This is a genomic window from Methanoregula sp. (assembly GCF_028712425.1).
GTDB lineage: Archaea > Halobacteriota > Methanomicrobia > Methanomicrobiales > Methanospirillaceae > Methanoregula.
In genome coordinates, this window is sequence record NZ_JAQTQD010000007.1 from 43,832 (window position 1) to 57,930 (window position 14,099).

General features: G+C 55.6%; 11 protein-coding genes. 5 read left to right on the forward strand and 6 right to left on the reverse strand.

The annotated features are described in order from the left end of the window. Positions 1-278: 278 nt before the first annotated feature. From PHF39_RS05420 to PHF39_RS05435, 4 genes are read right to left on the reverse strand one after another with little or no spacing between them, the layout of a single operon-like run. Positions 279-1,301: a Coenzyme F420 hydrogenase/dehydrogenase, beta subunit C-terminal domain gene (locus tag PHF39_RS05420; protein WP_300221219.1), complete on the reverse strand. Its 1,023-nt coding sequence runs from the start codon at positions 1,299-1,301 to the stop codon at positions 279-281. A 5-nt stretch (positions 1,302-1,306) separates the two neighbouring features. Further along, positions 1,307-2,050: a hypothetical protein gene (locus tag PHF39_RS05425; protein WP_300221222.1), complete on the reverse strand. Its 744-nt coding sequence runs from the start codon at positions 2,048-2,050 to the stop codon at positions 1,307-1,309. A 3-nt stretch (positions 2,051-2,053) separates the two neighbouring features. After that, positions 2,054-3,565: a glutamate synthase-related protein gene (locus PHF39_RS05430; RefSeq protein ID WP_300221225.1), complete on the reverse strand. Its 1,512-nt coding sequence runs from the start codon at positions 3,563-3,565 to the stop codon at positions 2,054-2,056. After that, positions 3,562-4,614 carry a glutamine amidotransferase family protein gene (locus tag PHF39_RS05435; RefSeq protein WP_300221228.1) on the reverse strand — a complete coding sequence of 351 codons (1,053 nt, stop codon included), beginning with the start codon at positions 4,612-4,614 and terminating at the stop codon, positions 3,562-3,564. The genes PHF39_RS05430 and PHF39_RS05435 overlap by 4 nt, the downstream gene beginning before the upstream one ends. A gap of 127 nt (positions 4,615-4,741) precedes the next feature. Here PHF39_RS05435 and glnA point away from each other — a divergent pair, with 127 nt between their 5' ends. From glnA to PHF39_RS05460, 5 genes are all read left to right on the forward strand, one after another. Beyond that, positions 4,742-6,067 (forward strand): type I glutamate--ammonia ligase, encoded by a 1,326-nt coding sequence (glnA, locus tag PHF39_RS05440; RefSeq protein WP_300221231.1) that lies wholly within the window; start codon positions 4,742-4,744, stop codon positions 6,065-6,067. 214 nt (positions 6,068-6,281) lie between these two features. Beyond that, entirely contained in the window at positions 6,282-8,825 is a 2,544-nt protein-coding gene (locus tag PHF39_RS05445; protein ID WP_300221234.1) for a PEP/pyruvate-binding domain-containing protein, read from the forward strand. 218 nt (positions 8,826-9,043) lie between these two features. Then, the gene (locus tag PHF39_RS05450; RefSeq protein ID WP_300221237.1) at positions 9,044-10,246 is read left to right on the forward strand and encodes an ammonium transporter; all 1,203 of its coding nucleotides are present in this window, start codon (positions 9,044-9,046) and stop codon (positions 10,244-10,246) included. Between the two features lie 17 nt (positions 10,247-10,263). Beyond that, the gene (locus tag PHF39_RS05455; protein ID WP_366144179.1) at positions 10,264-10,728 is read left to right on the forward strand and encodes a P-II family nitrogen regulator; all 465 of its coding nucleotides are present in this window, start codon (positions 10,264-10,266) and stop codon (positions 10,726-10,728) included. 14 nt (positions 10,729-10,742) lie between these two features. Then, positions 10,743-11,096: a P-II family nitrogen regulator gene (locus PHF39_RS05460; RefSeq protein ID WP_300221415.1), complete on the forward strand. Its 354-nt coding sequence runs from the start codon at positions 10,743-10,745 to the stop codon at positions 11,094-11,096. Between the two features lie 70 nt (positions 11,097-11,166). Here PHF39_RS05460 and PHF39_RS05465 read toward each other — a convergent pair whose 3' ends face one another. Together PHF39_RS05465 and gdhA are read right to left on the reverse strand one after the other, a co-directional pair. Then, positions 11,167-12,318, reverse strand: a complete 1,152-nt coding sequence (locus tag PHF39_RS05465) for a hypothetical protein (RefSeq protein ID WP_300221240.1) — start codon at positions 12,316-12,318, stop codon at positions 11,167-11,169. 148 nt (positions 12,319-12,466) lie between these two features. Then, on the reverse strand, positions 12,467-13,819 hold the full coding sequence (gene gdhA, locus PHF39_RS05470; protein WP_300221243.1) for an NADP-specific glutamate dehydrogenase: 1,353 nt from the start codon (positions 13,817-13,819) through the stop codon (positions 12,467-12,469). Between the last annotated feature and the right edge of the window lie 280 nt (positions 13,820-14,099).

Here is a 14,099-nt window from a genome sequence, read left to right on the forward strand (position 1 = left end):
GGGGCTGATGCCCCCATACCCCCAATCAGGATGCTTGCCGCCGCCCCGAAGGGCGCCCCGCGGCGGCCTCAATTTTTTTATGAAAAAAACTCCTTGTCGAAGTATCACTATCAGGTAATGCAGAGGCATCCTCAGCGCCCCCGCCCCCATTGGGGGCAGGGCTGGCGCAAGGGGGACAATTATCCAAAAGAAATTTTTACAAAGCACAATGTTCTGCCAGCGATTGTCTGTTGGAACTCACAACCTTACAAAAAAGAAATTCAGTGCCGATCGGAAAATTATTTCCGCCGGTTCTTTTTGATCTTGGCCTTTGCCAGTTTTTCTATCGCAGGAATGTCTGCTCCTTCTTTGACGAGAAGTTTTTGGGCCTGAACTGTCGCGTCAACAAATGCCTTGCCGGTGGTATTCCGGATGAGGAGCGTGGTCATGCCTGCCGGGCTGCCAACGGATCCGGCAGAGATATCGGCATAGAGAGCAGTAAAGTCCGTGCAGGAATGGCAGCCTTTTCGGATGCAGGCTTCCAGCTCCGAAAGAGGGATGCTCGTGCTGCTGCCATCAGTCTTCTCGATGGTGAGTTTTCCTTTCACATCGAGTTTTTTGATCTGGAATGGCTCAAGCTTGTTGCCCACCTGGAGCTGGGAGTGAATGAGCGAGGAATAGTCGAACGACTCGGTACAGAACAGGCCGATCACAAGGCGGATGGCCCTGGCATAGGGCCTGAGGAGATCATTGTCACTGGTCCGGATCTTTCCGAGAGCCTGGACTGCACAGGGGACCCCGATGACAGCAATCCACCGGTATTTCTTCTCAACAACGGCGGTTTTCAGCGCTGCAAGGAGCGGCACCCACCAGCTGTACCGGCTGCCGGCAACGCTGATGAGCGCTTCGGACTGTGTGATGATTACAGACGAGGATTTCAGGGTGAACCGGTCCTCGCTCACGGTAACAACTGCATCAATGAGCCCTGTATTAAGTGCGTGGGCAAGGATTGCTGTGACCGCACCCCCGCTCTGCGCGTGGGGAACTTCCGATGCAGACCGGGCAGACAGGACTTCGAGATACGTGCCCAGCGTCTCCTCCGGCTGCGGCCCGGTCCTCGGGCATGCTGCATAACATGCGCCGCAGGGAACTAAATCCGTTGCCTCTTTGCAATAGCCGGAACTGACCGGGCTTGTGACCATTTCTCCTTGGGGAAACGATAGCGCATCTGCCGGGCAGACTGCAATACAGGCACCACAGCCCGAGCATATTCCGGTCTCCCAGACCTCCTTTTTCAGATCAAGATAATTTTTTTGTGCCATTGCTCTCACTCCCACGTGTACTTGCTGGCAAAGGGCCGTTTGCTCGCGGGTACGATCTTCGAATACTCTGCGGAAAAGACCGGGTCCGGATCGATGGTGAAGGTCCGGACAAAATCTTCGAGGATTGGCCGAATCGCCTTTTTCTCATCTTCGGTGAGTTTCTTCTGTTCCGCTCCCCCCCCAAGGCAGGTATTGTCAATGCGGCCCCGAACAATGATCTCACCGCCATGAATGCCGCTCCCGACACCCCGCCCGCTGACGGGAGCTACTCCGTCTGTGCCCAGGACAATCACGAGCCCTCCCGCCATGTACTCCCCGAGAAACGCTCGGGCAGAGCCTCCGACAACAAGGATGGGGCGTTTCGTTTGGTATTCCTTCATGTTGATGCCCCCGCGGTACCCGATATTGTCCCGGACATAGACCCGGCCGCCCCGCATGCTGTGGGCTACCGCATCCCCGGCACTGCCATGGATGACGACCTTGCCGTTGTCCATGGTGTTGCCGGGGGCATGATCGGCATTGCCGTGGACGATGACGGTCGGGCCGCTCATGAACATGGCGAGGTCCCCGCCCGGTACGCCATTGACCGTTATGGTTACATCATCTCCCCGGATCCCGTCGCCGATGAACCGCTGGCCGAGGACGTTGTCGAGAATGATGTCCTTCTCGCCGCTGGCAACGAGAGCCCGGACCCGCTGGTTGAGGACCTGGTACGGCATGTCTTTTGCATTGATGCGAACTTCTCCCATTGCCTATGCTCCTACGGTTTTTACGTCAAGCACGTTCATCAGCCCTTCATCGAGCATGTATCCCCGGAGCCGGTCACGGTTGCCGCGCAGGCTCTCGATGCTGTTGATCCCGGCGGCCCCCATCAGTTCGGCAAGTTCAAGGGTCCACCCGTGGATCAGGTTCTCGACCTGGACTGCGTTAACCTCCGGGTCCAGCCGGGCAACAAGTTCCGGCTTCTGGGTTGCGATCCCCCAGGCGCAGGTGCCGCGGTAGCAGGTGCCGCAGACCCGGCAGCCCATGGCAATGAGCGCGGATGTCCCGATATACACGGCATCGGCGCCAAGGCAGATGATCTTCGCTACATCGGCGCTTTCCCGGATCCCGCCGCTTGCGATGATGGAGACTTCGTTGCGGATCCCCTGTTGCCGGAGTTTTGCGTCAACACTAGCGACGGCAGCTTCAACCGGAATGCCGACATGATCGCGGAACACCCGGGGCGTTGCGCCGCTGCCCCCGCGGAAACCGTCCACGACAACAGCATCCGCCCCGGACCGGGCAATACCGGCGGCGATGGCAGCCGAGTTGTGGACCGCTGCGATCTTTACGAAGACCGGTTTTTTCCATTCGGTTGCTTCTTTCAGGCCACGGACAAGTTGTTTTAAGTCCTCGATGCTGTAGATGTCGTGGTGTGGTGCCGGGCTGATTGCATCGCTGCCCTCCGGGATCATGCGGGTGCAGGAGATATCGGCACAGACCTTATCACCCGGGAGGTGTCCCCCGATACCCGGTTTTGCACCCTGCCCGATCTTGATCTCGATGGCAGCTCCCCGCTCAAGATAATTGATGTCCACGCCGAACCGGCCGGATGCTACCTGGACGATCATGTGGTCCTGGTACGGGTAGAGCGATTCGTGGAGCCCCCCTTCCCCTGTGCCCATGAATGTCCCGATGCGGCTTGCTGCTTTTACCAGGGCCGTCTGGGCGTTTAAGCTGATAGCCCCGTAACTCATGTGACCGATCATGACGGGAGTCTCGATCTGGAGATTGGGCGAGAGTTTTGTGCAGAGCTGGACATCGCCATTTTCGAGGTGCCGCAGGTCAAGGGATGACGGCTTCTTCCCGATATAGGTACGCAGTTCCATGGGCTCCCGGAGCGGGTCGATGCTGGGGTTGGTCACCTGGCAGGCGTCCAGGAGGAGGCGGTCGAAGATGATCGGGTAGGGCAGTGCATTTCCCATGCCGGCAAGGACAATCTTTCCGGTCTTTGCCTGGTTGAAGATCGCTTCCCGCGCCTCGCGTGTCCATACCGGGTGGCTCCGGTAATCCCCGGGCTTCTCTTCAATCTCGATTGCGTCGCGCGGACAGAAGGCAAGGCAGCGGTGGCAGGCAACGCAGTTGCGTGATTGTATCTGGATCCCGTCGCCCTCTTCACGGAACACTCCGTATGAGCAGTTCTCGATACAGCGTTTGCACTGCATGCAGCGTTCCGTGTCGATCTTCACCCGGTATTTCAGGGGAGTGCTGCCGATGCTCATGCGTACAACCTCCCGATTACCGGTTCACCGGCACCGGGCATCCGGATGTTCGTAACATCGTCATCGATCCTGCGGATCGCCGCCTCCTCGCTGGAGATGAAGAGCCGGTCGCCACTCTCCGCGGCAACGAGGGGACGGAGCTTGATGCGATCGGTGAACCCACAGAGCAGGTTCTCTTTTGCCACGCAGATCGCAAAGGGTCCGTTCATCAGCGCAGGGCCGTAGGCAAGCCGGAGGGCCCGGTTCAGTTCCTGGTCTTTCTTCTGCATGCGGTCGATCTCATCCCAGAATGGGGGCGCGAATGCCCGGACTGCCATTTCTTCCGAGAGCCCGTGCTTCCGCACAAGGAGATCGATGAGGTATGCAACGACTTCCGTGTCCGTGTGCATCGTGCACTTGTACCCGAAACTTTCTATGTACCTCCGGTTTGTGCCATAGGAGGTGATCTCGCCATTGTGGACAACACTCCAGTTCAGCAGGTTGAACGGGTGTGCGCCTCCCCACCAGCCGGCCGTGTTCGTCGGGTAGCGGTTATGCGCAAGCCAGAGGTATCCCTTGTAATCCTGGATCCGGTAAAAGTTCGCCACGTCTTCCGGCCAGCCGGCTGCTTTGAAGACGCCCAGGTTTTTTCCGGAGGAAAAGATTAGCGCGCCGTTCCTCTCGCTGTTGACTTTCATCACAAGCGAGGTGATGATGTCTTCCTCCGGTGAGGTGCTCTTGGGCATCATGCTCGGGTTCGGCCGGAAAAAGTAGCGCCAGGGAGTATGGACTTTACGCAGGCCGGGCTGCTCATACGTTTTTATCTGTTCGTCATGGATGATCATGCCCCATTTCTCTAGGAGGTCTTCAAGCGGAACCTTGTGTTCACGGATGTTATCAAAGAAGACATGAAGGGCATAGTACTCCTTGTAATCCGGATAAATGCCGTATGCAACATATCCGGATCCTTCACCGCTGCCCCGCTCGTCCATCGAAGCAAGTGCCTCCCGGATCTTCGAGCCGTCCATGCACTGGCGGCTCCGGTCAATTACACCAATTATTCCACACATAGCATCACGAATAATCCTGGTTTCTCCTTACTGGCACTGAATCCTTATCCAGTGAGTGGTTGCAAGGCTGCATAATCAGGTTAGTTCAATAAGTATTTATATTGGCTGATGGAACATTCCTTCCAGTATGACAACGGACGTACAAAAACTTCTGAAAAAAATGGAAGCGGAGAACGTCAAATTCATCCGCCTGCAGTTCACGGATATCCAGGGTTTGCCGAAAAACGTGTCAATCCCGGCCATCCAGGCAGAGAAAGCACTGACCGACGGCATCTGGTTTGACGGTTCTTCGATTGAGGGCTTTGCGCGGATCGAGGAGTCCGACATGCTCCTCAAACCGGACCCCGCAACCTATGCGGTTCTCCCCTGGAGGCCGAATGAGGGAAAGGTCGCACGCTTCATCTGTGATATCCAGACCTATGGCAACAAGCCGTTTGAGGGTGATCCCCGCAATGTGCTCAGGAAGACCATTGCCGAAGCAGCGAAGATGGGATTCACGTTCAACACCGGCCCGGAACTGGAGTTTTTCCTGTTCCGGATGATCGATGGTATGCCGACAACAGAGTTCGAGGACCGCGGGGCCTACTTCGATCTTGCGCCAACGGACGCTGCAGAAGATGTCCGCCGCGATGTTGTCCTCGCCCTCAGTGACATGGGATTCGAGATCGAGGCTTCCCATCACGAAGTCGCAGACAGCCAGCACGAGATCGATTTCAAGTACGGCGATGTGCTCACTACCGCAGACCGGGTCATCACCTTCAAGTTTGCCGCAAAGTCCATTGCCCTGCAGTATGGCTTGCATGCCTCATTCATGGCAAAGCCGATTGCCGGCATCAACGGCAGTGGTATGCACACCCACGGATCCCTTTCAAAGAATGGCAAAAATGCATTCTATGATCCCAATGCAGAGCTCCAGCTCTCCGATACCGCAATGTACTACATAGGCGGTCTCCTGAAACATGCAAAGGCGATCACCCGCGTGGCAAACCCGACCATCAACTCGTACAAGCGCCTCGTCCCCGGGTATGAAGCGCCCTGTTACATTTCCTGGAGCGCAGCCAACCGCTCGGCCCTTGTCCGCATACCGGCAGCCCGAGGCAACAGCACGCGTGCTGAGTTCCGGAGCCCGGACCCCATGTGCAACCCGTACCTCACCTTTGCCTGCATGCTTGCTGCCGGGCTCGATGGTGTCAAAAACAAGATCATGCCGCCGGACATGACCAACTCCAACATCTATCACATGGATGCAAAGCTCAGGAAGAAGCTCCGTATCGACATGCTGCCGGGAAGCCTTGCGGAATCTAATGCCGCGCTTCTCAAGGATGATGTGCTCTGCAAAACCCTGGGCGTTCACGTTGTCGACAATCTCAGCCGCCTTGCAGAGTTGGAGACCGATGCATTCCGGCTCACGGTTCACCCATGGGAACTTGACCGGTACCTGGCAACCTATTGAAGCCGTAGCTTTGTGAAGGATATGGAACGCAGGATTGTACCAGAAGATCAGACAAACGGGATGCGGGGTGCGACCTGCATCCCTCGCTCTGCAATCCACGTTCCCGTATTTTTTTCCTGGCCGCCGGAAATGCGGCACGTCCCCGGATCGGTAAACCGCTCCTGCCGTTCCTGCGGATCCAATGGTTGTCTTTCCATCACGGGCAGGTGCAACGATGCATGACCGGGTAAGCACCGGGATGTCCGGCTTCGACCGGGTCATCGATGGCCTGCGGCTCGGGGATAATGTTGTCTGGCAGGTGGACTCGATCCCGGACTACCAGCGGATGGTGGAGCCCTATGCCCGGCAGGCTTTGCTGGATGGCCGGAGGCTCGTGTATGTCCGGTTCGGGAGCCATGAACCGCTGTTGCAGGAAGCGGCGGAGATCCAGGTTTATCACGTTGATCCAACGCTGGGATTCGAGCACTTTGCAACAGAGGTGCACAATCTCGTTGAACGCGAAGGGAAGAAGGCCTTCTATGTCTTTGACTGCCTGACGGACCTCCTCCAGTACTGGTACTCTGACCTGATGATAGGGAATTTTTTCCGGGTCAGCTGCCCCTTCCTGTACGAACTGGACACGATTGCCTACTTTGCCATCATCCGTAATGCCCATACGTACGGGACCATTGCCGGGATCCGGGAGACAACCCAGCTCCTTCTCGATCTGTATCTCGTGAACGGCAGGATCTACATCCACCCGCTCAAGGTCTGGCAGCGCTACTCCCCGACCATGTTCTTCCCGCACCTGATCCGCGGGAACGAGGCCGTGTGCATCACCGCGAGTTCTGAAGTCGCAGAGCTCTTCTCCAGTGTCGAGCGCAAAGGCGAGAGGCTGGATTACTGGACGGTGGCGTTTGATCGTGCACACGAAGCCCTCGCCCTTCCGGCAAAACAACAGGAACCGGTCAAGCGTTCGCTCATGAACATCCTGATTGGCAGGCCATCCCGGATGTTCGAACTCTGTGCCCGGTACTTCTCCCTTGCCGATATTCTCGCTATCGGCTCGCGGGAAGTCGGGACCGGATTTATCGGCGGGAAGAGCGTGGGCATGCTGCTTGCACGGAAGATTCTGGAGAAAGACGGGGGCGACCGGTTCACGCCCTATTTGGAACCGCACGACTCGTTCTACCTCGGGTCAGACATCTTCTACACCTACATTGTCCAGAACGGATGGTGGCGTCTCCGTACAAAACAGAAAACCCGGGAGGGATATTACAAGTACGCGCCCGAGCTCCAGGAGAAACTCCTGCAGGGAGAGTTCCCCAACACGATCCGCGAACAGTTCATGCAGATGCTGGAGTACTTCGGGCAGTCGCCTATCATCGTGCGTTCCAGTTCTCTGCTTGAAGATGATTTCGGGAATTCCTTTTCCGGTAAGTACAAGAGCGTGTTCTGTGCAAACCAGGGAAGCCCGGAAGAACGGTATGAAGCCTTTGAAAAAGCCGTCCGCACGGTGTATGCCAGCACCATGGGAGAGGACGCTCTCGACTACCGGATGACCCGGGGGCTCGTTGACCAGGACGAGCAGATGGCGATTCTGGTCCAGCGGGTGTCGGGGGACCAGTACGAGGATGACTATTTCCCACACGTTGCCGGGGTGGGAAATTCTTCGAACCTCTACATCTGGGAAAAAACCATGGACATGGATGCCGGGATGCTGCGGCTGGTCTTCGGGCTCGGTACTCGCGCCGTGGACCGGACTGTCGGCGATTATGCCCGGATTGTCTGCCTGGACGATCCCTCGCGCCTGCCACCGATGAGTTATGGCGATGAGAAGAAATTCTCCCAGCACATGGTCGATGTTCTCTCTCTTACGGAGAATATATGGTGCAACCGGGCACTGGAAGAATTTGTGTCGTATGATCTGAAAGCGGACCGGGCACTCTTCATGAGTGTCGATTCCCAGACCGTGAACCGGCTGCGGGAGATCGGGCGGACGGATATCAAAGTACCCTACATCCTCGATTTCAAGAACCTGCTCACTGAGACGGAATTTCCTGCGCTGATGAAAGACATGCTCGCGCTGCTTTCAACCGTGTACGATTATCCTGTTGATATCGAGTTCACCGCGAATTTCAAATCGGAACGTAACTTCCGGGTGAATCTTTTACAGTGCCGCCCGCTCCAGACGCGTGGCCTTGGGAGGACCGTGGAGCTGCCGTATCTTGCCGATGTCAATGACTGCATTTTTTCCGGCAAAGGAAATTTTATGGGGGGGAATGTTCGGATCCCGCTCGACTTTATCATTTACATCAGCCCCCAGGAGTATCTACAGCTGAGCGAACAGGACAAGCATGCGGTTGCACGGCAGATTGGGGTCCTGAACAGCCGGCTGAAAGGAAAGATCGTGATGCTGCTTGGCCCGGGCAGATGGGGCACAACGACGCCGATGCTGGGAGTGCCGGTACGGTTTGCCGAGATCAGCAACATGGCGATTATTGGTGAGGTGGCATCCATGGAAGCCGGGTTCATGCCGGAATTATCCTATGGCAGCCATTTCTTCCAGGACATTGTGGAGTCCGGCATTTTTTATGTGGCGATTTTTGACGGGCAGAAAGATGTTGTCTTCAACCCCCACCGTATCCGGGATCAGGCAAATCGTATCGCAGAAATTTCCGGGGAGAATGATCAGCTTTCGCATGTTATTCACGTGGTCCCGGCTCCGGGAATTGAAGTCTATTCAGATATCATAACGCAGACCGTCCTGTGTAAATGAAATGAAAAATGTTCGGGGAAAAATCATGAAAAAAGGTACCATGAATCTGCAATGAAAACGGCCTCCCTGGAACAGGGGGAACTCACTCCAAAAAGAGAGGTACCGGATTTATCTTCCGGCACTAGCCTCCCTGGAAGGAGATGTTCCTGAAAGGATCACGGGAAGATCCGTGGTCTTTCTGCTAAGGGGATAGTGCAAACAGATAGCAGGTGAAAAAAATGGCACTAGATTCTGGAGCAACTGCATGGATCCTTGCCTCAACGGCGCTCGTCATGCTCATGACGCCCGCGGTGGGATTCTTTTATGGGGGACTTGTTCGCAGGAAAAATCTGATCTCCATGATCACCCTGTCGTTCGTCGCCTTTGCACTGGTGAGTATCCAGTGGGTTGTGATCGGGTACTCGTTTGCATTTGGATCCGATGTCAACGGGTTCATCGGAAATCTTGAGTACATGGGATTGAACAACGTGACCATGGAACCCGGGGCCTTCAGTCCGATCGTGCCGGGGCTCTTGTTCATGGTCTTCCAGCTCGTGTTCGCTGCGGTGACGATGGCTATCGTAACGTCGGGCATTGCCGAACGCGTCAAATTCAGTGCGTATCTGGTGTTTGCCCTGATCTGGACAACGATTGTCTACGATCCGCTCGCGCACTGGGTGTGGGGCGGCGGCTGGGCGGCACAGTTCGGTGCGCTGGATTTTGCTGGGGGGACGGTAGTCCACATCAGCTCAGGATTTGCAGCGCTTGCGCTCGCCCTGGTCATCGGGAAACGTGTCGGCTTTGGCAAATATGTAATGGAACCGAACAATATCCCGCTGACCATTCTTGGGGCGGCGCTCCTCTGGTTCGGGTGGTTCGGGTTCAATGCCGGCAGCGCGGTTGCGGCAAACGGCCTTGCAGCGAATGCGTTTGTGACAACAAACACGGCAGCAGCTGCGGGTGCGCTTGCCTGGATGATCGTCAGCTGGCTCAACGGCAGGCCAAGTTCCCTCGGGTTCGTCAGCGGTGCTGTTGCAGGGCTTGTATCGATCACACCGGCAGCGGGGTTCGTGACACCGATGGCAGCAATCGTGATCGGCGCTGTCGGGGGTGTGTTCTGCTACTGCATCATGCTCTGGCGCATCAGGAAAGGCCTTGATGAGAGCCTTGACGCGTGGGCAATCCACGGCATGGGCGGTCTCTGGGGTGCACTCGCAACCGGTATCTTTGCGGTGGCTGCCGTTAACGGTGCATCGGGTCTTATCGAAGGAAATGTGCACCAGTTTGTGGCAAACGCAGCGGGAGCGTTTGCAGCGGTTGCTTATGCATTCGTGGTTACCTACCTCCTTGCACTTGCAATCGACAAGACGATCGGCCTGCGCGTATCGGAAGAAGAAGAGTATGTCGGCCTTGATCTATCGCAGCACGGTGAACGCTGCTAAAATGGGGGTGAACCAGTATGAAAATGATCAAAGCAATCATCAAACCGGAACGATTTGAGTATGTAAAAAAAGCACTGGAGGATAGTGGCTTTCCCGGCATGACGGTGACGGAAGTCCAGGGGCGGGGCGACCAGAAAGGGATCACCCTGGAGTACCGCAGCGGCCACATGACCGTTGATCTCCTGCCCAAGATCCAGATCGAGATCGTGGTCGAATACAATAAAGTCGAACACGTCATCACCACGATATTGGAAGCCTGCCGTACCGGAAAGGTGGGAGACGGGCGGATCTTTGTGATGCCGGTTGAACGGGCAATCCGGATCCGGACTGGTGAGACCCTGGAGGAAAAAACCGTGGGCGGGACGTTTGGTGTCCCGGCATCCAATCCTCCTGTTGAATTCACGACCAGCGTTGAGGACGAGGAGATGATGGTCTGGCTGGATCTTGCAGGCTCCCAGCCAACTAAGAAGAGCGGGGTGTGAAGACCCTGAAACTGGTGAGGGCACTATTCCCGCCGGATAAGATAACAATCATCACCCGGGCGCTGGAAGAGAACGGATTTTTCCGTATGTTCTTCACACCCGTTGAGGGAACGGGTACTCAGAGCCCCTCCTCTTTTTTTGCATGCAGGAGTTTTCGAAATTCAAATCTTTTACCCTGGATCCAACTCGAGATGGTTGTTGATTATTCCCGGGTTGATGACCTCATTGCCACCCTTATGGACACCTGCCAGACCCGGGGGATCGACATTCACATCTACATAATTCCGGTGGAAAAAGCAATCCGGATCGGGAATGGAGAAATCCCCGACGATTCCCTGGCTGGCGGCTCATACGGAATCGCGGCATGAGCGCACGGCGGAAGCGGGGAATCCCTGAGCGGAAAAAAGTTGTGCGTTTCAAAAATCTACAGGAAAACTGTTATCCGGTCCTTTGCCGTTCGTGGATGGTGAACGCGTCGATGATCTGCAGCGTGATCCGGGCCCCGAGCGTGGGCTGGATGGTTTCCAGCCAGAGGAAAAAACCGACCTTGGGGGGTGTGGGGCGCTCAAACTTGAAATGCCCGTCTTTCATCTGCACGAGTTTATGGTACTCCTTCTTCTGCCGCGACCTCAGGTAAATGATCAGTTCATACCCGGGAAGATCGGTTGCGATGATCGCCTTGGAGTACTGCTTTGAGAAATCCTCAATTACAATTTTTTTCCCCTTCACGGTCATCCCCCATGTCTCGCAGACCGCCCTGATCGCCGGGGGGAAGAGCCCGCCATAGAGCACCTTTTTCACAAGCTGGCCGGTTGGCCCGGGAATTTCAGGATTGATCCGGCCGGGCGTATGTGTGATCTCGGTAAAAATCCGGTTCTTCACTTCATCGTGGTTGCCCTTGTAATTGAACGGGTGTTTCATCCGGATATCCGTTGCCCGGATCAGTTTTTTGTGGTCCTTTGGTTCATTGTAGATGATGCGGGGGCGGTAGTGCTTGACAAGCGACTTGATCTCCTCGCAGGAACTGGTATGGATGATCGCGTTGGTCTTGTCCTTTGCCAGCCGTTTGACAACGGAATAGTTGGAGAGATCGAACGATGAGACAAGGAGGAACGGCGTTGTCTTCTGGTTGTAGAGGTATCCCAGCAGTTTCTTCTTGTACGCGATCTCGATCTCGAACTCTTTTAAGTCAGCCGGCGAGGTGACCACTTCAGCAAAGGCAACATGGTTGTTTGAATCCACGAGCAGCATGTCGAACTCGGCAAGGTCCTGGCCATTGCCCCGGATGGTGATATCCCCGTATTTTGAGTAGAAGAGCCCGTTCTGCCCGACCTTCACGCTCTCGCGCTGGCGCGGGGCATCGGCACCTTTCATGGCGATATACCGGATCGTGTCGGTCTTTTTTGCAATGTCAAGAAACATCTCGTAGACAATGGCCTCGAACCATCGCCCCTCCGCGGTACGCATCGGCTCGATATCCGGGGAGAAGAGTTTCCGTCTCTCGATCTTGTTCATGTGCCGCGTGGCATTGATGGCAATGGCCGCTGTCGGTTTAAAATGCCGGAAATTCGTATTGAGCCACGGGATCATGATTATGACTATGAATCTCTGTGGTTAATAGTAAATAACCATCTGCCTTTGCGGATTGTATCGGCCCGGCAGGTGAGAGTCAGGCCTGGATCAGTGATGACCGGAGGTGGTGAAGGGCGGTCCGTTCCGGACCCGGAGAAAAAATGGATTATAGAATTCCCTGGGCCTTCATGGCGTTCGCGACTTTCAGGAAGCCCGCGATGTTTGCACCGGCAACGAGGTTTCCTTCCATGCCGTATTCTTTGGATGCATTGTAGGCATTATGGAAGATGTTGATCATGATCTGCTGGAGTTTTGCATCAACCTCTTCAGCAGTCCAGGATAAGCGTTCCGAGTTCTGGGACATCTCGAGACCTGAAGTGGCGACACCGCCCGCGTTGGAGGCTTTCCCGGGTGAGAAAACGATCTTTGCTGCAAGGAATGTCTCAATCGCTTCGGGTGTGCAGGGCATGTTTGCGCCTTCGCAGACCGCGATGACACCGTTCTTTAAGAGGGCCTTTGCATCCGCGCCATCGAGTTCATTCTGGGTAGCACACGGGAGTGCAACCTTGCACGGGACCTGCCAGATCTTCTTGCAGCCCTCGTGGTACTCGCTGCCCGGGACACGCTTGGCATACTCGCTGATCCGTGCCCGCTCAACTTCCTTGAGCTGTTTGACAATATCCAGTTTGATCCCCTTGGCGTCGTAGATATAGCCGGAGGAATCGGACATTGCAACAACCTTGGCCCCGAGCTGCATGGCTTTCTCTGCGGCGTAGGTGGCCACATTGCCGGAACCGGAGATGACCGTGACCTTTCCCTTGAAGGATTCCTTCTTCATCACGGCCATTGCTTCCTGTGCAAAGTAGCACAGGCCATAACCGGTTGCCTGGGTCCGTACAAGCGATCCGCCAAAGGACAGGCCCTTGCCGGTCAGGACACCGGTAAACTCGTTCCGGATCCTCTTGTACTGGCCGAACATGTACCCGACTTCCCTGCCTCCGACACCGATGTCCCCTGCGGGAACATCGAGGTCTGCCCCGATGTGGCGGGAGAGTTCGGTCATGAATGCCTGGCAGAAACGCATGATCTCGACATCGGACTTGCCCTTGGGATCGAAGTCGGAGCCACCCTTGCCGCCCCCCATGGGCAGGCCGGTCAGGCTGTTCTTGAAGATCTGCTCAAAGCCGAGGAACTTGATGATGGAAGCCGTGACCGACGGGTGGAACCGGATACCGCCCTTGTACGGGCCGATTGCCGAGTTGAACTGGAACCGGTACCCGCGGTTGACCTGGGTTTTGCCCTTGTCATCCACCCATGCAACGCGGAACTGGATGCCCCGCTCGGGTTCAACGAGCCGTTCGAGAAGTCTGTTCTCAAAGAGTTCAGGCGTCTTCTTGATGACCGGTTCGAAAGACTGGAGCACTTCGAACACTGCCTGGTGGAACTCTTTCTGGTCGGGGTCTCTTTTGACAACCCCTTCATATACCTGCTGTAAGTCCTTATTTTTTAGAGAAGTCATGCATTTCACACTCGCATGTTGCCGTATGATACATCACTTGAATGATCCATAAATGGGTTGTGTAATCTTTCCGGGTAACACCCGAAATTTTCCAGCCGAAGAATGATGCCGCTTCCTCACCGGGTGTCCGGGTTGAAGGCGTATTTTTCCCTGGGTGGTTGGAGGTGTTGCCTGATACCCGGCTCTTCACAAGCCAGTTACATTTAATACCTATTCACTAATAAGCCATTGCCCACCATCCCTTTATAAATTTAGTGTTTAGTTTCTCACCTCAAACGGT

What these genes read in the sequence shown, in the direction of transcription:
- PHF39_RS05425 (WP_300221222.1), bottom strand. Translation starts at nt 2,050, where the DNA reads ATGGGAGAAGTTCGCATCAATGCAAAAGACATGCCGTACCAGGTCCTC.
- PHF39_RS05420 (WP_300221219.1), bottom strand. Translation starts at nt 1,301, where the DNA reads ATGGCACAAAAAAATTATCTTGATCTGAAAAAGGAGGTCTGGGAGACC.
- PHF39_RS05430 (WP_300221225.1), bottom strand. Translation starts at nt 3,565, where the DNA reads ATGAGCATCGGCAGCACTCCCCTGAAATACCGGGTGAAGATCGACACG.
- PHF39_RS05455 (WP_366144179.1), top strand. Translation starts at nt 10,264, where the DNA reads ATGAAAATGATCAAAGCAATCATCAAACCGGAACGATTTGAGTATGTA.
- PHF39_RS05465 (WP_300221240.1), bottom strand. Translation starts at nt 12,318, where the DNA reads ATGATCCCGTGGCTCAATACGAATTTCCGGCATTTTAAACCGACAGCG.
- gdhA (WP_300221243.1), bottom strand. Translation starts at nt 13,819, where the DNA reads ATGACTTCTCTAAAAAATAAGGACTTACAGCAGGTATATGAAGGGGTT.
- PHF39_RS05450 (WP_300221237.1), top strand. Translation starts at nt 9,044, where the DNA reads ATGGCACTAGATTCTGGAGCAACTGCATGGATCCTTGCCTCAACGGCG.
- PHF39_RS05435 (WP_300221228.1), bottom strand. Translation starts at nt 4,614, where the DNA reads ATGTGTGGAATAATTGGTGTAATTGACCGGAGCCGCCAGTGCATGGAC.
- PHF39_RS05445 (WP_300221234.1), top strand. Translation starts at nt 6,282, where the DNA reads ATGCATGACCGGGTAAGCACCGGGATGTCCGGCTTCGACCGGGTCATC.
- glnA (WP_300221231.1), top strand. Translation starts at nt 4,742, where the DNA reads ATGACAACGGACGTACAAAAACTTCTGAAAAAAATGGAAGCGGAGAAC.